This window comes from Streptomyces sp. NPDC008150 (genome assembly GCF_042956945.1).
Classification (GTDB): domain Bacteria; phylum Actinomycetota; class Actinomycetes; order Streptomycetales; family Streptomycetaceae; genus Streptomyces.
Genome location: NZ_JBIBHJ010000003.1, coordinates 23,745 through 44,418, shown reverse-complemented (window position 1 = coordinate 44,418; position 20,674 = coordinate 23,745). Strand labels below are relative to the sequence as shown.

The following is a 20,674-nucleotide window of genomic DNA, read 5'->3' as shown; positions in this document are numbered from 1 at the left end:
CCGGGCCGACTCACTCGAAAGAGTGCTGGGGCGACGGCCGCCCGGAGCACGTAGGCTCGTGCCAGGCGGACTCCTCCGCCCAGGTCCGCCCGGACCGTGATACCGGATGCCCGTACGAACCAGGAGCTGATCGTGATTCCCGGTGGTGGCCAGCCCAACATGCAGCAGCTGCTCCAGCAGGCCCAGAAGATGCAGCAGGACCTCGCGAACGCGCAGGAGGAGCTGTCGCGCACCGAGGTCGACGGCCAGGCGGGCGGCGGTCTGGTGACGGCGGTCGTCACCGGTTCCGGCGAGCTGCGCTCGCTGCGCATCGACCCGAAGGCCGTGGACCCGGAGGACACCGAGACCCTCGCCGACCTCGTCGTGGCGGCCGTGCAGGCGGCGAACGCCAACGCGCAGGCACTCCAGCAGCAGAAGCTCGGCCCGCTCGCGCAGGGGCTGGGCGGCGGCGGCATCCCGGGCCTGCCGTTCTGAGACACGACGGCCGGGACACGGCGCGCTGAGACACGACGCGGACTCTCCGTCGTAACGCTGTTCCGCCTTCCTCACAGGGGCGGCGCGCAACTACGGTACGTACGGAGAGTCCGCAACCAGGAAATCCAGGAAAGGTCGGTCCGTTGTACGAAGGCGTGGTCCAGGACCTCATCGACGAGCTGGGACGGCTGCCCGGCGTCGGTCCCAAGAGCGCGCAGCGGATCGCCTTCCACGTCCTCCAGGCGGAGCCGACCGACGTACGGCGCCTCGCGCACGCGCTGCTGGAAGTGAAGGACAAGGTCCGCTTCTGCTCCACCTGCGGCAACGTCGCGCAGGAGGACCTGTGCGCGGTGTGCAGGGACCCGCGGCGCGACCCGTCGGTGATCTGCGTCGTGGAGGAGCCCAAGGACGTCGTCGCCGTCGAGCGGACCCGTGAGTTCCGCGGCAAGTACCACGTGCTGGGCGGCGCGATCAGCCCCATCGAGGGCGTCGGCCCGGACGACCTGCGGATAAGGGAACTGCTGGCCCGCCTCGCGGACGGCACGGTCACGGAGCTGATCCTCGCCACCGACCCCAACCTGGAGGGCGAGGCGACAGCGACGTACCTCGCCCGGATGATCAAGCCCATGGGCCTCAGGGTCACCCGCCTGGCCAGCGGCCTCCCGGTGGGTGGAGACCTGGAATACGCGGACGAGGTGACCCTCGGGCGCGCCTTCGAGGGGAGACGACTCCTAGATGTCTGACGCCACGCTGCACTCCACCACCCAGGACCCCGACGACTTCGCGGTCCACATCGCCGACCAGATCGGGAGCTTCCTGGTCGCGGTCTCCGAGGTCGCCAAGGGCGACGAGCCGGACTCGGCCGTGCCGTTCCTCCTCCTGGAGGTCTCCCAGCTGCTGCTGGCGGGAGGCAGGCTGGGCGCCCACGAGGACATCGTCCCGGACGAGCGCTACGAGCCCGACCTCGGTCCCGAGGCCGACGTGGACCAGCTCCGCGAGAACCTCGCCCGCCTGCTGGAGCCGATCGACGTCTACTCCGAGGTCTTCGACCCGTACGAGCCGCGCCGGGCCCCGGTGCCGGCGCGCATCTCGGACGACCTCGCGGACGTCATGGCCGACCTGCGGCACGGCATGGCCCACTACACCGAGGGCCGGGTCACCGAGGCGCTCTGGTGGTGGCAGTTCTCGTACTTCTCGAACTGGGGCTCCACCGCCTCGGCGGCGCTGCGCGCGCTCCAGTCGCTCGTGGCGCACGTACGGCTGAACCAGCCGCTGGAGGCGCTGGACGGCCTCGACACCGACCAGGACCTCGGCGAGGACGCGCTCGCCGCGGAGGCCGGCAAGGTCATGGTCGAGGAGATCGCGGGCCCGCTGGGTCTGCGCCCGGTCAAGTAACTCCCGTACACGACAGGAGTGTTGGGGGCACGGCCGGCCGTCGTGGTCTGCCCCGCGCGCTGTTCCGCGCTGCCGTGCGCCGCTGTGAGGAGACCCACTTTCCCGAGTGGCGGCATGTCCGGTGGGCAGGGTGACGTCGGAGCGGGCGGCCGAGGACTCCCCGGGGCGATCTCACGATGCGATATCGCGGAGGGGTTTTTCGGACGCTCGTTAGACTGAGCCGACCGCAGTACATATGCGTATGTGCGGGAACAGACGGATTGAGCGAGGAGCGCACGTGGGCCTTGTCGTGCAGAAGTACGGAGGCTCCTCCGTAGCCGATGCCGAGGGCATCAAGCGCGTCGCCAAGCGGATCGTGGAAGCGAAGAAGAGCGGCAACCAGGTGGTTGTCGTCGTTTCCGCGATGGGCGACACGACGGACGAGCTGATCGATCTCGCCGAGCAGGTGTCACCGATGCCTGCCGGGCGTGAGTTCGACATGCTGCTGACCGCCGGAGAGCGGATCTCCATGGCGCTGCTGGCGATGGCGATCAAAAACCTGGGCCACGAGGCCCAGTCGTTCACGGGCAGCCAGGCCGGCGTGATCACCGACTCGGTGCACAACAAGGCCCGGATCATCGACGTCACGCCGGGCCGCATCCGCACCTCGGTGGACGAGGGCAACATCGCGATCGTCGCCGGGTTCCAGGGTGTCTCGCAGGACAAGAAGGACATCACCACGCTCGGCCGCGGCGGTTCGGACACCACGGCGGTCGCGCTGGCCGCGGCCCTGGAGGCCGACGTCTGCGAGATCTACACCGACGTGGACGGCGTGTTCACCGCCGACCCGCGCGTGGTGAAGAAGGCGCAGAAGATCGACTGGATCTCGTTCGAGGACATGCTCGAACTGGCCGCCTCCGGCTCCAAGGTGCTGCTGCACCGCTGCGTGGAGTACGCGCGCCGCTACAACATCCCGATCCACGTGCGCTCGTCCTTCAGCGGGCTGCAGGGCACCTGGGTCAGCAACGAGCCGATTCAGCAAGGGGACAAGCCGGTGGAGCAGGCCATCATCTCCGGTGTCGCGCACGACACCTCCGAGGCCAAGGTCACGGTCGTCGGCGTGCCCGACAAGCCGGGCGAGGCCGCCTCGATCTTCCGCGCGATCGCCGACGCCCAGATCAACATCGACATGGTCGTGCAGAACGTGTCCGCCGCGGCGACCGGTCTGACGGACATCTCGTTCACGCTGCCCAAGACCGAGGGCCGCCGCGCCATCGACGCCCTGGAGCGCTCGCGCCGCACCATCGGCTTCGACTCGCTGCGCTACGACGACCAGATCGGCAAGATCTCGCTCGTCGGCGCCGGCATGAAGACCAACCCGGGCGTCACCGCCGGGTTCTTCGAGGCGCTGTCCGACGCGGGCGTCAACATCGAGCTGATCTCGACGTCCGAGATCCGCATCTCGGTGGTCACCCGCGCCGACGACGTGCCCGGTGCCGTGCGGGCCGTCCACACCGCCTTCGGGCTCGACTCCGACAGCGACGAGGCGGTCGTCTACGGGGGCACCGGGCGATGACCGGCCGACCGACGCTCGCGGTCGTGGGAGCGACCGGGGCCGTCGGCACGGTACTGCTCCAGATCCTCTCCCAGCGCGCCGACGTCTGGGGAGACATCCGCCTGATCGCCTCGCCGCGCTCGGCCGGCCGCAAGCTGGTCGTGCGCGGCGAGGAGGTCGAGGTGACCGCCCTCGCCGAGGACGCCTTCGAGGGCGTCGACGTCGCGCTGTTCGACGTGCCCGACGAGGTCGCCGCCCGCTGGGTGCCGGTCGCCGCCGCGCGGGGCGCCGTGGTGGTCGACAACTCCGGCGCGTTCCGCATGGACGCCGACGTGCCGCTGGTGGTGCCCGAGGTCAACGCGCGCGCGGTGCGCAACCGGCCGCGCGGCATCGTCGCCAACCCCAACTGCACGACCCTGTCGATGATCGTGGTCCTGGGCGCGCTGCACGCCGAGTTCGGGCTGCGCTCCCTGGTCGCCTCGTCGTACCAGGCCGTCAGCGGGGCCGGCCGGGACGGCGTCGAGACGCTGCGCCGCCAGCTCTCCGTGGTCGCCGGCACGCGGCTCGGCACCACGCCGGGGGACGTGCGGCGGGCCGTCGGCGACGACACCGGGCCGTTCCCGGACCCCGTCGCCCTCAACGTCGTCCCGTGGGCCGGGTCGTTGCGCGAGGACGGCTGGTCCTCGGAGGAGATGAAGGTGCGGGACGAGTCCCGCAAGATCCTCGGGCTGCCCCGGCTGCCGGTCGCCGTCACGTGCGTACGGGTGCCGGTGGTCACCGGGCACTCCCTCAGCCTGCACGCCTCGTTCGAGGACGAGGTCACCGTCGACCGGGCCCGCGAGATCCTCGCCACCGCGCCCGGCGTCGTGCTGTGCGACGAACCGGCGGCCGGTGAGTTCCCCATGCCCGCCGACGTCGTGGGCACCGACCCGACGTGGGTCGGCCGGGTGCGCCGGGCGCTCGACGACCCGACGTCGCTCGAACTGTTCGTGTGCGGCGACAACCTCCGCAAGGGCGCGGCCCTCAACACCGCCCAGATCGCGGAGCTGGTGGCGGCCGAACTCGCCTGAACCGCCGTGCCCGTCGGTCCGCGACGGCCCGGTGGAGTGGGCGGTACGCGGGCGGTTGCGCCCAGGACGTGTGCCGTCGTCCCGATCCGTGCCGCCCCCGCATGTGCGTATGTGACGCACGCGGTGCCGGATATTGGTCAGGACCACTTGTCTCGGAACCCCCTTACGACCGAAGATTTGCTTTCCGCTCCGCGCAACCGTGCGTCGAGCGGGCGGCGTCTACGCGAACGCCCCAACGGGGCACGGACACGGTCCGGTTACGCGCGTCACACCGCTGCCGGGCAGGGGACGCCCGCTTACAGGGACATAGGGGATGAACAGTACGCATGGGGGAGTTTGAGACGGCGTCGTGGGAGCGCTCCGACCACGCGGACGGCGCGGCCGGGCCTGTCATCGCCAACGTGACCGGTCGCACGTACAACCCCGACGGGGGGATACGGGTCCAACTGGCGTGGCAGAGGTTCTCGAATTCACCGCGGCAGCACGCGTCACGGCCCTACGGCCGCCCCGCCGGCCCCGTGCGCCCGGCGCGGCCGGCGGCCTGCCGGTGATCGCGCCCATGCCCGCAGCGCGTCCGGCCCGCCTGCCCGACCAGCGCGACGGCGTCGACGACGCCGTCGTCGCCGGCACCACTGTCGACCACCTGACGGAGACCTACCGGGCGCACTACCGCTCGCTGCTGGGCCTCGCCGCGCTGCTCCTCGACGACACCGCGTCCTGTGAGGACGTCGTGCAGGAGGCGTTCATCCGCGTCCACTCGGCGCGCAAGCGGGTCCGCGACCGGGAGAAGACGCTCGCGTACCTGCGCCAGACCGTGGTCAACCTGTCCCGCTCGGCGCTGCGCCGCCGCATCATCGGACTGCGGCTGCTGCCGAAGCCGATGCCCGACATGGCGAGCGCCGAGGAGGGCGCGTACGACCAGTTGGAGCGCGACTCGCTGATCACCGCCATGAAGGGCCTCCAGCGCCGCCAGCGCGAGGTCCTCGTGCTGCGGTACTTCGCCGACATGACGGAGGCGCAGGTCGCCCAGACGCTCGGGATATCGCTGGGCTCGGTGAAGGCGTACGGCTCGCGCGGCATCGCGGCCCTCCGCGTCGCCATGGAGGAGCCGGCATGACCCACGCCGAGGGAGGCGACTCCCGTGAGCGTCACGAGCCCTACGAATGGCACGAGCCGACGTGTCTGTTCGGGCAGGACCACAAGCCAACGCACGCAGGGAACGGAACTGTGAACCACGGCCCGGACGACGACGACCGGAAGCCCGACGAGCGCGGCACCGGAGTACGCGACACCGACGAACTCGGCACCGGCGAACCGGAGTCCGGTGGCCCGACGCCCGGCGACCCGGAGTCCGGTGGCCCGGAGTCCGGTGGCCCGAGGCCGGGCCGTCCGAAGGCCGGGGACCTGTTCGCCGAACTGAAAGCCGGCGGCCCGAGGTGGGGCGGCGCGAAGGCCGCGGGCCGCGGGTCCGGCGGACCGACGTCCGGCGACCCGGAATCCGGTGCTCCGGAATCCGGCGACGCGACGACGGACGACGCGAAGCCCGGTCGCACGAAGTCCGGCGCCGCGACGTCGGGTGCCGCGCGGGTCGGCGGGGTCCCGGAGGCCGGGCTCGGCGCGGACGAACTGGACCTGCGGAGGCTGCTGCACCGGGCCGTCGAGGACGTCGAGCCGCGCGACGGTGCGCTGGAGCACCTGCGCCGGGCGGTGCCCGCGCGGCGTACCCGCAAGCGCCAGGCGGCCGTCGGCATGGCGGCGGCGGCCCTCTTCGTCGGCACCGCCGTCCCCGCCCTGCTGCACGTCTCGAACTCCGTCGGCTCCACCGCCGACCCCTCCATCGCGGGCAACGCCTCGCAGGCACAGGGCGGTTCGGGACAGAACGCGGGCTCGGACAGCGGCAGGAGCAACAGCGCCACGTCCTCCGGGCAGGCGTCCGAGAAGGGCGCCACCGGCGTCACGAAGGACCCCAAGGACCCGCCCAGCGGCGCCGGCAGCACCACCGACGACGGCAGCGACCCCTCGTCCGCGGCGGCCGGCGTCGCCGACTGCACGGCGACCCAGCTCGGCTCCGGCACGACGACACTCGGCGCCCCCGACTCGGTGGGCACGGTCTACGGCAGCTTCCGCGTCACGAACATCTCCACCACCGGGTGCACGGTGACCGACGCCGGCAGCGTGACCGTCCTCGCGCAGGGCGCGGCGGACGCCGCCAAGGTCGGCGTGGCCCAGCACGTCGCGGGCGACCCGGCGACCGGGCTGTCCGACACCGCAGGGGCGCCCGCCCGGCTGCTGTTGCTGCCCGGTGCCGCGTACGAGGTGAAGTTCGCCTGGGTGCCCTCCGAGACCTGTCCGACCAGCAGCGGCACCGTCGGCGGGGACGACAGCGGGACGGGCGGAGCCTCGCCGGCCCCCTCGCCCAGCGGGGACGACACCGCCACGACGGGTACGTCTACCGGCGGGGACACGGGCCTCACCGAGCAGCTGATGCCCGAGGACGGGACGGCGGACGGCAGCGTCGTCGTCTCGTACACCCCGCAGGCCGGGGCGCCGGCCGTGACGGTGACGGTGCCGAACGCGTGCGCGGGCACGGTGTACCGCGCCGGGGTGGCCTCGGAGTCCTGACGGGGTGCCCCCGCCCGGTGCGGGGGCCGGTGCCCCGCGGGGATCAGCGCGTCGCGGGGGAGCGGGAGGCGTCGTCCTCGTCGGCACCCTGCCCCGCGGGGGCGGCGGCGGAGTCCGGCTCCGCCTCGCCCTTCCCGTCCGCCGGGTCCGTCGCGTCCGTCGTGTCGGTCGCGTCAGCGGGCACCAGCCCCAGTGCCGCGTCCCGGGCGAACTCCGCCTCGCGGCGCACCAGCCGGAACCACATGAAGACGACGAAGCCGGCGAAGACGAACCACTCGCAGAGGTAGCCGAGGTTCTGGAAGGCCTGGAGGTCCAGGCCGGTGTTGGCGGCCGCGGTCGCCGGGACCGCCGTCATCCCGGAGTCGGCCCTGTCGAGGGTGATCCAGGCGTCGTAGAGGTGGTCCGGGACGATGTTGACCAGGGTGGCCGCGCTGATCGCGGCGGTCTGGCCGGCGGGCAGGCCGCCCTTGGTGCTCACGCCGTTGTCGCCGGGCGTCTCGGACGCCTGGAGCGCACCGGTGACCGTGACCTCGCCGGCCGGCGGTGCCGGTGCCTTCGCCGCGTCGGCCCTGCCGGGCAGCCAGCCGCGCACGACGGGCAGCGACTTGCCGGTGTCGGTGCGCAGCAGCGTCAGCACGTAGAAGCCGGTGCGGTCGTCCACCGTGCGGTCGGGGACGAGGAGCTGCTTGCCGTACCGGCCGGTCGCGGTGACGCGGTCGCCGGAGGTGTCGGTGTCGACGGGCAGCGCGTCGGCCAGCGGACGGGCCGGTGCGGTCCGGTCGGCGGTGGCCTGCGCGGTCGCGGTGCGGTGCTGGTCGACGCGGTCCTGGAAACGGCTGAGCTGCCAGATCCCCATGAAGATGCAGAAGGGGATGGCCAGCAGCGCGAGGACGTTGATGCCCCACCAGCGAGGTGTCAGCAGAAACCGGTACACCCTTCCCACGGTACGGGCCGCCCGGGAGCGCCCGGACCCCGGGTCGGGCTTCCGCGCGCGGGAGTTTTCCACAGGGTGGGGATCCCGTCGGCGCAATGCCCGGAGGTGCGGGCACTATGGGGTCATGACTGAGAGCAACGGGTCCGCTCCGACGGAGCGGAACGAGGACATGCCGGACTGGGAGAAGCGCTTCCGCGCGCCCCGGGTGTCACTGCCGGACTGGGCGGAGGACGCCCCGGACCACTCCCTGTTCGTGTCGAACGCGACGGGGACGTACGAGCTGTACGCCTGGGACCGGTCGACGGGCGAGCAGCGCCAGGCGACGCACCGGCCGAACGGCACGACGGACGGCGTGCTCTCGCCCGACGGCGCGTGGATCTGGTGGTTCGACGACAAGGACGGCGACGAGTTCGGCGTGTGGCGCCGGCAGCCGTTCGGCGGCGGCCCCGACGAGCCCGCGGCCCCGGGCCTGGAGCCCTCCTACCCGGCGGGCGTCGCCCTCGGCCGGGACGGACGCACGGCGGTCGTCGGCCGTTCCACCGACGAGGACGGCACGACGATCCACCTCGTGCGCACCGGCGAGGAGCCCGTCGAGATCTACCGGCACCGGGAGTCCGCCGGGGTCGGCGACCTGTCCCACGACGGCACCCTGATCGCCGTCGAGCACACCGAGCACGGCGACGCGATGCACTCGGCGCTCCGCGTGGTGCGCCCCGACGGCAGCGCGGTCGCGGAACTGGACGACACCAAGGGCGGCACCGTCGAGCTGGGCCTCGACGTGCTGGGCTTCGCGCCCGTGGACGGCGACACCCGGCTGCTCATCGGGCACCAGCGGCGCGGTCGCTGGGAGCCCCTGGTCTGGGACATCGCCACGGGCACGGAGACCGACCTGGCCCTCGACCTGCCGGGCGACGTGAGCGCCGAGTGGTTCCCGGACGGCTCGGGCCTGCTCGTCGCGCACGGCTTCGAGGCCCGCAGCGAGCTGTTCCGCTACGACCTGGCCGCGCGCAGCCTGGAGCGGATCGACACCCCGCCCGGCACGGTGTCGGGCGCCACGCCCCGCCCCGACGGCAGCGTGGAGTACCTGTGGTCGTCGGCCGCCGAGCCGTCCACGGTCCGCTCCACCGCCGGCGGCGTCGTCCTCGACCCGCCGGGGATGCGCTCCCCGGGTTCGGTGCCGGTGCGGGACGTGTGGGTGGACGGCCCCGGCGGCAGGGTGCACGCCCTGGTGCAGCGGCCCGCGGGGACGACCGGACCGCTGCCCACGGTGTTCGACATCCACGGCGGCCCGACCTGGCACGACAGCGACTCCTTCGCGGCGGGCCCGGCGGCCTGGGTGGACCACGGGTACGCGGTCGTCCGCGTCAACTACCGCGGCTCCACGGGGTACGGGCGTGCCTGGACGGACGCGCTCAAGCACCGGGTCGGCCTGATCGAGCTGGAGGACATCGCCGCGGTCCGCCAGTGGGCGATCGACTCCGGCCTCGCGGACCCCGAGCGCCTGATCCTCACCGGCGGCTCCTGGGGCGGCTACCTCACCCTGCTCGGCGTCGGCACCCAGCCGGCCGCGTGGACGCTCGGCATCGCGGCGGTCCCCGTCGCGGACTACGTGTCGGCGTACCACGACGAGATGGAGGCGCTGAAGGCGATGGACCGCACGCTCCTCGGCGGCACTCCGGAGGAGGTCCCCGAGCGCTTCGAGGCGTCCTCGCCGCTGACGTACGTGGACGACGTCAAGGCCCCGGTGTACATCTCGGCGGGCGTCAACGACCCGCGCTGCCCGATCCGCCAGATCGAGAACTACGTGAAGCGGCTGGAGGCGCGCGGCGCGGTCCACGAGGTCTACCGCTACGACGCCGGGCACGGGTCGCTGGTGGTGGACGAGCGCATCAAGCAGGTCCGGCTCGAACTGGACTTCGCCGAGCGGTACTTGAAGGGCGCGGCGGCGCGCGCCTGACACGGGGGCGCCCCGTCCCCGGCCGAGGACGGGGCGCCGGTCCGCCGACGGGCCGCCCCGGCAGGGGCGTTCAGGTCCGGGCGGCCCCGTCGCGCGGGTGGCGGCCGAGGAGTTCGGCGAGACCCCTGCGGGTCGCGGCGAGCACCACGCGGTCCTGCCCGCGCAGCACGTACGTGTCCGGCAGGTCCCACACCAGGCCGGACGGCCGGGTGTCCTCGGCGGCCTCCTCCGCCGCCGGCTCCTCGCGGCGGCCGGCGCGGGCCGCCGTGTCGAGCGCCAGCACCCGCCAGGCCCCGGCCCGGAACGCCTCGGCCAGCGTCCGCCCCTCCAACTGCGGGTGCCCGCCGACGTCCACGGCCGCGAACAGCAGCACCCGCCGCTCGACCGGGATGGCGCCGAGGATCTGCCGCCCCAGCATCGCCCCGGCGAACGCGGGCGCCGCCAGGTGGGACACGCTGCGGCTGCGGGTCAGCGCGTGCGGGTGCGCGGCCCGCAGGGTGCGGTACACGGCGGTGGCGAAGTCGTCGTCGTACAGCCGCAGCACGACCCGCAGGTCGGGCTGCACGGACCGGGCGTAGAGCACGGCCTCCAGGTTCGTGGTGTCGGCGCTGGTCACCGCGAGCAGCGAGTGCGCGCGGTGGATCTTCGCGGCCTCCAGGACGCCCTCCTGCGTCACGTCCCCGAGCACCACCGGCACCCGCAGCCGCCGCGCGGTCGCGAGCCCCCGCGCCTCCGGGTCGGACTCGACGCACACGACGGGGATGTTCAGCTCCCGCAGCCGGGTCAGCACCCGGGTGCCGATCTTCCCCAGGCCGAGCAGCACGACGTGACCGCCGAGGCCGCGCGGCGGCTTGCGCAGTCCCGACGTGGTGCGGAACGTGCCGAACGCCTCCAGCGCCGCCGCCAGCAGCACCGGCAGCAGCAGCAACCCGACGAGCAGGGACAGCAGTTGGAGGACCTGGCGCCCGGTGCTGTCGCCCACGGCCGGGTCGTTGATGGCGAACAGGTCCAGCAGGGTCAGGTAGAGCGCGCCCAGCGGATGCACCCCGGTCACCACCCACAGCGCGACGGCGAGCGCCAGCACGCAGGCCGCCATGCCCGCCAGCGACCAGCGCAGCCGCCGGGAGAACAGCGACGCGAAGCCCGGTACGCCGCTGACGCCGCGCCCGGTCGGCAGGTCGGGCCCGGCGGTGAACGACACCTGTTCCAGGACCACGGTCCCGCGCCCCGTGGCCGCCCGCACCGCCGCCGCGTCCGGCAGCAGCCGGGGCCCCTGGTCGCCGCTGCTCTCCGAACCGTCCGCCCCGGCCGGGTCGCTGCTCGTCGTCGACAGCAGCGCGAGCGTGCACAGGCCGGGGTCGGCGACCTGTCCGGGCAGCGGCGGCCGGCGTTCCACCGCGCGCAGCATCAGCCCGTCGGTCTGGACGACCTTGCTGGTGCCGGCGACGGCGGACGCGGCGAGCGCCGGGGCGGCGGTGTCGGCGTCGGAGAGCACGGTCGTCGAGGCGTCGGGCCCGGAGCCGCCGCCGTCGGTCCCGTCCGCACCGGCCGCCAACGCGGCCGCCTGGTCGAGGAGTTCCTCGACGTGTTGGCCCAGGCGCCGGTTGTAGAGCCGCAGGACGAGGCGGACGCGGGGGTTGAGCCGGCGGGCGGTGAGCGCGGCGCGGATGTTGGTCTCGTCGTCGTCGTACACGAGCGCCAGCGCGGTCGCCCGCTCCACTCCCGCCTCGCTGAGGACGGCCTCGGTCAACTGCGCCTCGTGGAGCACCCGTTCGGCCGGGGCGGCGGGCGGGGGCGTGGCCGGTGCGGCAGCGGCTCCCGCCCCGTTGCCGGAGGCGCGTCCCACGGCCGCGGTCACCCGGTCCCGCAGGGCCACCGACGCGGCACGCGCCCGCCCCACCGCCGGGCGCAGCGGGCCGCGGTCGGCGGGCGGCACGACGAGCGTGACCACCTCGCCGTACACACCGCGCAGTTCGGCTGCCAGGCGGTGCGCGAGACCGTCGTCCCCGCACACCACCATCGTCGCGGCCCCGCCGCCCGGCTGACCCTGATACGGAACGCTGCTGCCCACGAGAGGACAGACTGCCCCAGCGGGACGGGTGGTTCCAGACCCGACCACACCCGACGCCCGCCTCGCGGCACGGTGCCCCGGTTCGTCCCGGGCCCGTACCACCCCGGCGGGGCCGCGCCGGGGGCGGCGCGGGGCCGCCGGGTGCCGACGGCTGCGGTTGGCTCCGCCACGGGCTCACCGCCCGGTGCTTGCGAGCCGCCGAGGGGGCACGCACCGAACCGCGGTCCGGCTACCGCCGGGCCGTCGGGCAGTCGCCGCGGGGCCGGACTGGGCGACGTCGGGCCGCAGTTGGGCTGCGGCCGGGCTGCTGCTGGGCCGTCGTGGTGTCTGCGCGGTGTTGCCGCCGGGCCTCCGGGCCGCTGTGGAGTCACTGCCGGGCCGTTGCGGGGGCGGGCCTGGCCGTAGTGGGCCGCTACTGGGGAGCGCATGGCCGCAGTTGGGCTGCGGCCGGGTTGCTGCTGGGGTGTCGTGGTGTCTGCGCGGTGTTGCCGCCGGGCCTCCGGGCCGCTGCGGAGTCACTACCGGGCCGCTCTGCCCCCGTCCGACCGCAGTTGGGCCCCGCCGGACGGCCGCCGTGTCTGCGCAGAGTTCCGCCGGGCCTCCGGGCCGCCGTGATGTCTGCGCGGAGTTGTCCCGTTGCCGATGTGGAGTTGCCGCCGGGCCGCTACTGGCCAGCTGCTGACCGCAGTTGGGCAGCTGCCGGGCACTGTCGGACTGCCGCGGTGTCCGCGCAGGATCGCCGCCGGATTGCCGACGGGCCGCGGAGTCGCCGCCGGGCCGTTACTGCCCCCCACCCGACCGCAGTTGGGCCACCACCGAACGGCCGCCGAACGGCCGCCGTGTCCGCGCGGGGTCGCCGCCGAGCCCTCGGGCCGCCGGACAGTCGCCGTGTTCGCGCAGGGTTGCCACCGGCCCCCTCCCGGGCCGCCGCCGGACAGCGCCCGTGCTGACGCCGCCCCCGCCCCCGTGGCCGGGAGCGGGACCCGGTGCGTGGGGCCCGGAGTACCGTGAAGGCACCGAGGGTTCCTCGTGCACGGCCTTCACGCCGGTGCCGTTCTCGGCGAACGACGACGCGGTGCCGGACGTACCCGGCCCGGGTAGGGCGGCTCGCCTCGTGACTGCGCATGTGCCGGCCGATCAGGCGGCCGACGGCCTGTCTCCCGATGTCCGCGCGGCCGACGCGCCCGCGGACACGTCACCCGCCGCGCACGACACGGTGACCGACGGCGGCCCCCCGAGGGACGCGGACGAGACGACGCCCCTCCCCTCCGCCGCGGGGCGCCGGGAACCGTGGCCGGGCCCCCCGTCCGGGCGCGGGCAGGGGCGCGGACAGGGCCCGTCGCCCTGGGAGGCGGAACGGGTCCGCCCGCTGAACCGGCTCCAGGTCGAGGACCGCTTCCCGGAACTGGGCGACCTGTACACGGCGACCACCCGCAGCGGCCCCGAGGGCGCCGAACCGGCCCGCGCCGCCTTCCTGCACCGCCTGGCCTGCGACGTCCGCAGGCCGGGGTTCGCCCTGGTGATAGCCGAGGCGAGAACCCTGACCGGCTGTGCCTACGGCTACCCGGTGAACGCCGACGGGCAGGGCGGCGCCGGTCCCGACGGCCGGCCGCTGCCCCGGGGCCTGCTCCGGCTCGCGCGGACCGGGCGGCTGTTCGCGGTGTCGGAGATCGTCGTCCAGCCCCGGGTGCGGACGGAGCACCTGGACCGGGAGTGGAACCTCGCCCGCCGTCTCCAGCGCCGTCTGCTCGACGACCACGGGGCGGTGGCCGGGGTCGCGATGGTGCGCGGCACCGATCTCAGGACCGTACGGGCACTGCGTTCGTGGGGCTGGAAGGACTGGCGGGACGCGGCGCGCGACGACGACACGCGCAGGTACGCCTACGGCCGCGGCGCCCGGGTGTACGGGCCGTGCCACGTCCTCACGCTGGACCTCTGACCTCTGACCTCTGGCCGCTGACCGCTGACCGGGGACCTCTGACCGGTGCCGTGAGGTGCCCAACCGCTCGGCGCGGAAGGGCGGTTCGGGGCGGCGTCACCTGGGCAGGCAGGGCGTGAGGCTTCTTCGGCCGACGGGCGGGACCGGCAACGGGTCGCGCCGGAAGGGGAGTGCGGAGTGACGGGCGTGCAGGTCTCCATCGACCCCGAGCTGTGTTACGGCTCGTGGGAGTGCGTCCACCGGGTGCCGTCGGTCTTCGCCGTCGTCGACGGCTTCGGGACGGTGCTGCCGGGGCACGAGGACGAGGGGGACGACCCCGCGGTCCGCGCGGCGGCCGAGGCCTGCCCCTCGCGGGCGATCGCGCTGGGCGGCGCCGACCCCCGGCTCTGAGCCGGGCGGACCCGCGGGCGGGCCGCAACTCCTGGGCCAGGACGGCCGATCAGGGGCTCACGCGCCCTCGCCGAGCCCGAACCCCCACCCCAGTGCGCCCAGCGCCCGCGCCCGCGCCTCGACCACGGCCGCCCGCGCCGCGCGCTCGGCGGTGTCGACGTGGGCCTGCTGGCCGGTGACCTGGCCGGCCCACTTGCGGTACAGGAGGCCGACGGGCGCCGAGAACCAGCCCCGGCTCACGGCGTTCAGCGCGAGCAGCAGCCCGGTGTCCTCGGACGCGGGCAGTGCCATCCACCCGCCGAGCGCCGACAGCAGCCCGTGCCGCACGAACAGCGTCGCGGGGTGGACCTGGGCGCGGAAGTCGTTGGCCTTCCAGAAGTCGAGGACGGCCCCGCGTTCCACGGGCCCGTGGGCGGGGTCGCCGGGGAAGCCGACCGTGGAGCCGTCGGGCAGCAGGTCGAGGGCCCGCGAGGTGGCCCAGCCGAGCCGGGCGTCGGCCTCCAGGGCGGCCAGGTCGCGCGCGAGCGCGCCGGGGGTGAGCCGGTCGTCGGCGTCCAGCACCTTCACGTACTCGCCCTCCGCCCGCGCGAGCGCCATCGTCCGCGCCACACCCGGGCCGCCCGCGCGGCCCTGCCGGAAGGAGATCCGGTCGTCGTCCGGGACGTGGGGGCGGACGGCGTCGCCGCGGCCGTCCTCCTGTATCAGCCACCGCCACTCCCAGCCCGCGGGCAGCACCTGCTCGCACAGCGACGCGTGGGCCTCGGGCAGGAACGCGGCCGAGGGGGCGTGCACGGCGGTGACGACGACGATGCGCCGGCTCACGGCGACGCTCACCACCTCTCCGGGGCTGCGGTTCGGCACGTGCGCCACGCCTCCGTACGAAGGTGCGCGCGGGCGGGGGAACGCGAACGCCCGGCCGCTGGCGACGGGGGATGCGCCAACGGCCGGGCTATGGCCAAGACTAACAAGGACGTGCGCGAACGGAACCGGACTCCCCATCCGGTAAAGGGAGTTGTGATCCGGATCACGTGTGCACACCCTCCGCGGGGCGGCCCGCGTCACCGCTCGTGTCACCCCTTGCACGGAGGGTCGTACGACAACCAGGGCAGGTACTCCTCCCACTTCTCCCGGGTCAGTACGCCGCGTGTGGACGAGCAGATGTGCCGGATGGCGCTGTCGGCGTCCAGGTCCCACAGACGGACCGTGTCGGTGCCGCTGGAGACGCCGAGCATGTGCCGGTCGGGGCTGAACGAAAGGAAGTTGCCCGTACGGGCGTTGGGGCTCAGCGACTGTCCGATGGGGGTGGCGCGGGCCGGGTCGGAGATGTTCCACAGCCGCACCGTGTTGTCGTTGCCGCCGCTCGCCAGGGTGTGTCCGTCGGTGCTGAAGGTCAGCGACACCACCGCCTCCGTGTGACCGGTGAGCGGGGAGCCCAGCCGGGACGGCCTGCGCGGGTCGGTGATGTCCCACAGCCGCACGGTGTCGTCGTCGCTGCCGCTGGCGAGGGTGTGCCCGTCGGGGCTGTAGGCGAGCGCGTTGACCGGGCCGAGGTGCCCCGTGAGCGGCCCGCCGAGCCGCTCCGCGCGGCGCGGGTCGGACACGTCCCACAGCCGTACGGTGCCGTCGGCGCTGCCGGCCGCGAGGGTGCGCCCGTCGGGGCTGAACACAAGGGAGTTGACGTAGCCGGCGGGCCCGGTGAGCGGCTTGCCGAGCCGCCGCAGCCGGGCCGGCGACGTGGCGTCCCAGAGCTGCACGGTGTGGTCGTCCCAGGCGGTGACGAGGGTGTGCCCGTCCGGTCCGAACGCGAGCGCGCCGGGCCCGGCGAACCGGGTCCGCAGCGCGACCGGCGGCCCCCACGGGACGGGCCGGGCCGGATCGGTGACGTTCCAGAGCTGCACCGCGCGGTTGCCGGTGAGGACCGCGAGGGTGCGCCCGTCGGGGGAGAAGGCCAGCGAGCGCACGTCGCCGAGGGCCGGCCGGAAGGGGGTGCCGAGGGCGGCCGGCCGGGCGGAGTCGCGCACGTTCCACAGCCGTACCCGGGCGTCGACCGCCGCCGTGGCGAGCACCCGCCCGTCGGGCCGGAACGCGCCGATGCGGCCGACCATGTCGGACGTCGGGATGGACCACAGCCGCACCTTGCCGTCGCCGCTGCCGGTCGCGAGGGTGTGTCCGTCGGGGCTGAACCCGACCGCGTACATCTCCCCGCTGCTGCCCGCGAGGGGCTCGCCCACCTGCGACGGGTACGCCGGGTCGCTGACGTTCCACAGGCTCGCGGTGGAGTCCGCGCTGCCCGCGGCGAGCATGGTGCCGTCCGGGCTGAAGGCCACCGACCACACGGGCCCGGTGTGCCCGGTCAGCGGCCCGCCGACCTGTGCCGCGCGGCGCGGGTCGCGCACGTTCCACAGCCGTACCGTGTCGTCGGCGCTGCCGCTGGCGAGGGTGTGCCCGTCGGGGCTGAACGCGAGCGAGTGCACCGTGTCGGTGTGACCGGTCAGCGGAGCCCCGGCGGGCCGGGGCCGGCGCGGATCGGCGACGTTCCACAGCCGGACGTCGTCGTCGTCCCCGCCGGTCGCCAGTGTCCGCCCGTCGGGGCTGAACGCCACGGTGCGCACCGCGTCGGCCGAACTCCGCAGGGACGCCTCCGACTTGGGGTGCGCGGGATCGGCGACGTTCCACAGCCGTACGGTGTGGTTCTCGTTGGCGGCGGCGAGCGTGCGCCCGTCCGGGCTGAACGCGACCAGGTACACCGTGCCGTCGTGGCCCCGGAGCGGGGTGCCGATGGCACGGGGGTGGGCCGGGTCCGTCACGTTCCACAGCCGTACGGTGCCGTCGTCGCCGGCGCCGGCGAGGACGTGCCCGTCCGGGCTGAAGACCGCGCTGCTCACCCAACTGGCGTTCCCGCGAAGGGGTTTGCCGAGGGCCTTCGGCCGGGCCGGGTTCGCGACGTTCCACAGCCGTACGGTGCGGTCGTAGCCCGCGGTGGCGAGCAGCCGCCCGTCGGGGCTGAACGACGTGAGGTAGACGGCGCCGGTGTGGCCGAGCAGGGGGGTGGCGAGCGGCGCGTTCACGATCGAGATCAGCCGGTTGCGCGCTCCCTCGTCGCCGCCGCGCAACCGGTGGGCCACCAGGTCGAGTTGGGCGGACAGCGACGGGTCGGAGTACTGCACCCGGTCCGCCTCGGCGATGACCTGCTCGAACACGGCGTCGTTGCGCTGCTGCCAGGCGAACACCGCCGACCCCACGGCCAGCACGGCGAGCGCGACCAGCGCGGCCACCGCGCCCCGGCCGATCCGCACGGCGCGGCGCCGCATCCGTACCGACGCGGCCAGGAACTCGACCGCGCTGCGCGTGAGATGGGTGTCGCCGGCGGTCCTCGCCCAACTGCGGGCCTGTTCCAGGCGGGAGCCCCGGTAGAGCAGCGACGCGTCGCGGTCCGAGCCCTCCCAGGCCCGGCCGTCCTCCTCCAGGCGCTGGCGCAGCAGGTTGTCGCTGCGGTTCTCGTCGATCCAGTCGCGCAGCCGGGGCCAGGCGTGCAGCAGCGCCTCGTGGGTGATCTCGACGGTGTCCGCGTCGAGTGTCACCAGCCGTGCGCGGACCAGGACTTCGAGGGACTCCTCGGTCTTCCCCGGGTCGCTGGACTCGGTCGTGAGCTGCCGCCGGGTGCCCCGGCGGCGGGTGGCCTGCGTGTCCTCGCCGAGCCGCACCAGCCGCAGCAGCAGCAGCCGGGCGGCGGTGCGGGCGGCCGGGTCGAGCCCCGTCCAGGCCTGCTCGGCGGTCGCGGCCACCGCGCCCTGGATGCCGCCCGCCGCGCGGTAGCCGGCCAGCGTCAGACGGCCGGCCTTGCGCCGCTGCCAGGTGGCGAGCAGCGCGTGCGACAGCAGCGGCAGCACCCCGGCGTCGTGCGCACCGCGCGGCCCGTCGGCACTGACCTCCCGCACGATCAACTCCGAGAGGCCCGGCTCCAGTTCGAGGCCTACGGCCTTGGCGGGACCGGTCACCGCGTCGCGCAGCTCGGCGCCGGTCAGGGGGCCGAGCACCATGTGGCGGTGCTGGAGGGCGTCGGCGAGTTCGGGGTGGTGCAGGCACTGGTCGTAGAAGTCGGCACGGATGCCGAGCACGACGAGAACGGGCGCGGGGGCGGTCCCGGACGGGGCGGGGGAGAGGGCGGGGCCGCCATCCGGTTCGTACGGTTCGTCCGGGGTGCAGGCGGCGTGCAGAACCTGGACGAAGGTGCGGCGGGCCGTCTCGTCGGAGCAGAGGGTGAAGGCCTCCTCGAACTGGTCGACGATGACGACGGGTTGCGCGGTACAGTCCGCGCCCTCCTCGCTCCGGGCCCAGTCGGCGAAGGCGCGGCGGACGGCGCGGGCGAAGGCGGGCGAGCCGGGGGAGAGGGCTCCGGGGTCGGCGGCCTCGGGAGCGGGGCCGCCGCTTTCCGGGGCCGGCAGTACGGGCGCCAGGCCCGGTATCCGCTCGACCAGTTCCGCCACGGGGTCGGCGCCGGGTACGAGCTGGAGCACCTTGCGGGGCCGGGCGCTCTCGTCGTCGGCGCCGGGGGTGCCGTTCTCCAGGACGGGCACGAGACCGGCGTTCAGGAGGGACGACTTCCCCGCGCCCGAGGCGCCGACGAGCATGACGATGCCGCCGGTCCGCCGCACGGCGCGGAGTTGACCGATGAGGGCGTCCCGGCTCCGCTCCCGTCCGAAGAACCACCGTTCGTCCGACTGCCGGTAGGGCGCGAGCCCCCGGTACGGGCACACGCCCCCGGGACCGGCCGCCTGCCCGGCGCCCGGCACGGTGTCCTCGGCGGGTTCCGCGGTCCGTTCACCGACCGGGTCGGCCACCGCGCGCTCCCAGAGGCGCTGCCACTGGGTCAGGTCGTAGAGTCCGGGGGAGACCGCGGCGGGCCGGGCGCGCCTGGCCTCGGGTATCAGGATCTGCAGGACCGCGGCGAGGGCGCCGAACTGCGCCGGGACGTTGCGCGCCCGGCGCCAGTCGCTGATCCGCTGCACGGAGACCCGGACCGGACGGCCCCGTTCGTCGATCCGGTTGAGCCGGGCGACGGCTTCGGCCACGCTCTTGAGGGGCGGGTTGCCCGCCTCCTTGTACAACAACGCGAGTCGTTCCGCGAAGTCCGTGCGTGCCCCAGAGCCGGGACTCAAGGTCTCCACCCCTTACCTTCCGCGCAGTTGAACATCCGGACCGGAAAAGTCACTTTATACGCCTGACCTGCGATGAAGGGGTCCGCGCGGCACCGGAACCTCCCCGGTCCGGGCCCCGACTGGCAGGATCATGACGCAACCAGCACCCGACCCGGGTACGACTCGGACGGGCGGCCAGCTCAGGCCCGGACGGGCCGGTCGCGGCACCGCGTGTTCTCGGCCGGATTCAACCGGTGACAGGGACGGCGGGGTCTGCCGTCCCGACGGCGACATCCCGACCGGCGTCACGGTCCGGCGGGACGAGTCGGCCTCCGGCCTCCGCGGCGTCGACCGCGCGTCCGCCGTACCCGCACCGACGCCGCAGCACCGTTGAGCTCCGGTCCCCACGAGGGGAGGGACCGGTGCCGAACGGCGCGACGGCGACAGAACGAAGAGGTCGTCCTCCGAGAGGACGACCTCTTTGGCGTCGGCGTCGGCGTCGGCGTACGCGTGGTGGGGTGCCGGTGCCGGGGGCTAACCGATGTGCTGGGCGACCGACTTGAGCTCGCGCAGGACTTCCCGCACCAGCGTCCGCATCGGCCGCTCCTCGCCGTCGGCGCTCCAGCGCTCGAACGTGACCCGGAAGACGGCGATGCCCGTCTCGGCGGTGAGGGCTGCGGCCTGCGGGGGGACGCCGCGGTCGCGCAGGGTGGCCGCGAGGGCGGTGGTCATCGACGCGAGCTTCATCAACTCGCGTTCCTGCAGTTCGGTGTTGGCGGCGATCACGGCCCGGCGCCGGCGCGCGAACTCGCGGCGGTCGGCGAACAGCTCGGCCACGGCGTCGAGTCCGGCCGACACGGCGTCGATGGGCGTCGCCGAGGCGGGCGCGGCGGCGACGGCCTCCACGAACAGGTCCTGCAACTCGGAGGAGCCGGCGAACAGCACCTCCCGCTTGTCGGCGTAGTGCCGGAAGAAGGTGCGCTCGGTGAGCCCGGCCCGCTTGGCGATCTCCGCGACGGTGGTCTGCTCGTACCCGCGCTCGCTGTACAGCTCCATGGCGGCTGCCCCGAGGCGTCCACGCGCGTCCGGCTCCCATCTACCCATGCCGCCGATCCTACGCGATGGCAGTCTCTGACATCAGGTGCTAGCG

15 protein-coding genes are annotated in these 20,674 nt (G+C 74.3%); 10 read left to right on the top strand and 5 right to left on the bottom strand.

The window, feature by feature from the left end; genetic code table 11:
• Positions 1-132 precede the first annotated feature (132 nt).
• The 7 genes from ACFZA0_RS09500 (at position 133) to ACFZA0_RS09470 (ending at position 7,095) form a co-directional block, all read left to right on the top strand.
• On the top strand, positions 133-474 hold the full coding sequence (locus tag ACFZA0_RS09500) for a YbaB/EbfC family nucleoid-associated protein (protein ID WP_391014416.1): 342 nt from the start codon (positions 133-135) through the stop codon (positions 472-474).
• Between the two features lie 143 nt (positions 475-617).
• Positions 618-1,217: a recombination mediator RecR gene (recR, locus tag ACFZA0_RS09495; RefSeq protein ID WP_391013646.1), complete on the top strand. Its 600-nt coding sequence runs from the start codon at positions 618-620 to the stop codon at positions 1,215-1,217.
• The gene (locus ACFZA0_RS09490; RefSeq protein ID WP_391013644.1) at positions 1,210-1,869 is read left to right on the top strand and encodes a DUF5063 domain-containing protein; all 660 of its coding nucleotides are present in this window, start codon (positions 1,210-1,212) and stop codon (positions 1,867-1,869) included. Before recR ends, ACFZA0_RS09490 begins: the two co-directional genes overlap by 8 nt.
• A gap of 277 nt (positions 1,870-2,146) precedes the next feature.
• Positions 2,147-3,424 (top strand): aspartate kinase, encoded by a 1,278-nt coding sequence (locus tag ACFZA0_RS09485; protein ID WP_391013642.1) that lies wholly within the window; start codon positions 2,147-2,149, stop codon positions 3,422-3,424.
• The gene (locus ACFZA0_RS09480) at positions 3,421-4,473 is read left to right on the top strand and encodes an aspartate-semialdehyde dehydrogenase (protein WP_391013640.1); all 1,053 of its coding nucleotides are present in this window, start codon (positions 3,421-3,423) and stop codon (positions 4,471-4,473) included. The genes ACFZA0_RS09485 and ACFZA0_RS09480 overlap by 4 nt, the downstream gene beginning before the upstream one ends.
• A 451-nt stretch (positions 4,474-4,924) precedes the next feature.
• Complete coding sequence (locus ACFZA0_RS09475; RefSeq protein WP_391013638.1) at positions 4,925-5,590, top strand: SigE family RNA polymerase sigma factor; 666 nt, start codon at positions 4,925-4,927, stop codon at positions 5,588-5,590.
• A complete protein-coding gene (locus ACFZA0_RS09470; protein ID WP_391013637.1) occupies positions 5,587-7,095 on the top strand; it encodes a hypothetical protein in 1,509 nt (502 codons plus the stop codon). The genes ACFZA0_RS09475 and ACFZA0_RS09470 overlap by 4 nt, the downstream gene beginning before the upstream one ends.
• A gap of 43 nt (positions 7,096-7,138) precedes the next feature.
• Here ACFZA0_RS09470 and ACFZA0_RS09465 read toward each other — a convergent pair whose 3' ends face one another.
• Positions 7,139-8,029, bottom strand: a complete 891-nt coding sequence (locus tag ACFZA0_RS09465) for an SURF1 family cytochrome oxidase biogenesis protein (RefSeq protein ID WP_391013635.1) — start codon at positions 8,027-8,029, stop codon at positions 7,139-7,141.
• A 124-nt stretch (positions 8,030-8,153) separates the two neighbouring features.
• Between ACFZA0_RS09465 and ACFZA0_RS09460 the strand changes: the two genes are divergently transcribed.
• The gene (locus tag ACFZA0_RS09460; protein ID WP_391013633.1) at positions 8,154-9,986 is read left to right on the top strand and encodes a prolyl oligopeptidase family serine peptidase; all 1,833 of its coding nucleotides are present in this window, start codon (positions 8,154-8,156) and stop codon (positions 9,984-9,986) included.
• Positions 9,987-10,056: 70 nt separating this feature from the next.
• Here the strand turns inward: ACFZA0_RS09460 and ACFZA0_RS09455 are convergent, their stop codons facing one another.
• Entirely contained in the window at positions 10,057-12,006 is a 1,950-nt protein-coding gene (locus tag ACFZA0_RS09455) for an NAD-binding protein (protein WP_391014414.1), read from the bottom strand.
• Between the two features lie 1,165 nt (positions 12,007-13,171).
• Between ACFZA0_RS09455 and ACFZA0_RS09450 the strand changes: the two genes are divergently transcribed.
• Positions 13,172-13,996: a hypothetical protein gene (locus ACFZA0_RS09450; protein WP_391013632.1), complete on the top strand. Its 825-nt coding sequence runs from the start codon at positions 13,172-13,174 to the stop codon at positions 13,994-13,996.
• Positions 13,997-14,173: 177 nt separating this feature from the next.
• A complete protein-coding gene (locus ACFZA0_RS09445) occupies positions 14,174-14,386 on the top strand; it encodes a 4Fe-4S domain-containing protein (protein ID WP_391013630.1) in 213 nt (70 codons plus the stop codon).
• A 57-nt stretch (positions 14,387-14,443) separates the two neighbouring features.
• Here the strand turns inward: ACFZA0_RS09445 and ACFZA0_RS09440 are convergent, their stop codons facing one another.
• The 3 genes from ACFZA0_RS09440 to ACFZA0_RS09430 all read right to left on the bottom strand — a co-directional run bounded on the left by ACFZA0_RS09440 (position 14,444) and on the right by ACFZA0_RS09430 (position 20,628).
• Positions 14,444-15,208 carry a glycosyltransferase gene (locus tag ACFZA0_RS09440; protein ID WP_391014413.1) on the bottom strand — a complete coding sequence of 255 codons (765 nt, stop codon included), beginning with the start codon at positions 15,206-15,208 and terminating at the stop codon, positions 14,444-14,446.
• 248 nt (positions 15,209-15,456) lie between these two features.
• On the bottom strand, positions 15,457-19,554 hold the full coding sequence (locus tag ACFZA0_RS09435) for an AAA family ATPase (protein ID WP_391013629.1): 4,098 nt from the start codon (positions 19,552-19,554) through the stop codon (positions 15,457-15,459).
• A 504-nt stretch (positions 19,555-20,058) separates the two neighbouring features.
• Positions 20,059-20,628 carry a TetR family transcriptional regulator gene (locus tag ACFZA0_RS09430; protein ID WP_391013627.1) on the bottom strand — a complete coding sequence of 190 codons (570 nt, stop codon included), beginning with the start codon at positions 20,626-20,628 and terminating at the stop codon, positions 20,059-20,061.
• Positions 20,629-20,674 lie beyond the last annotated feature (46 nt).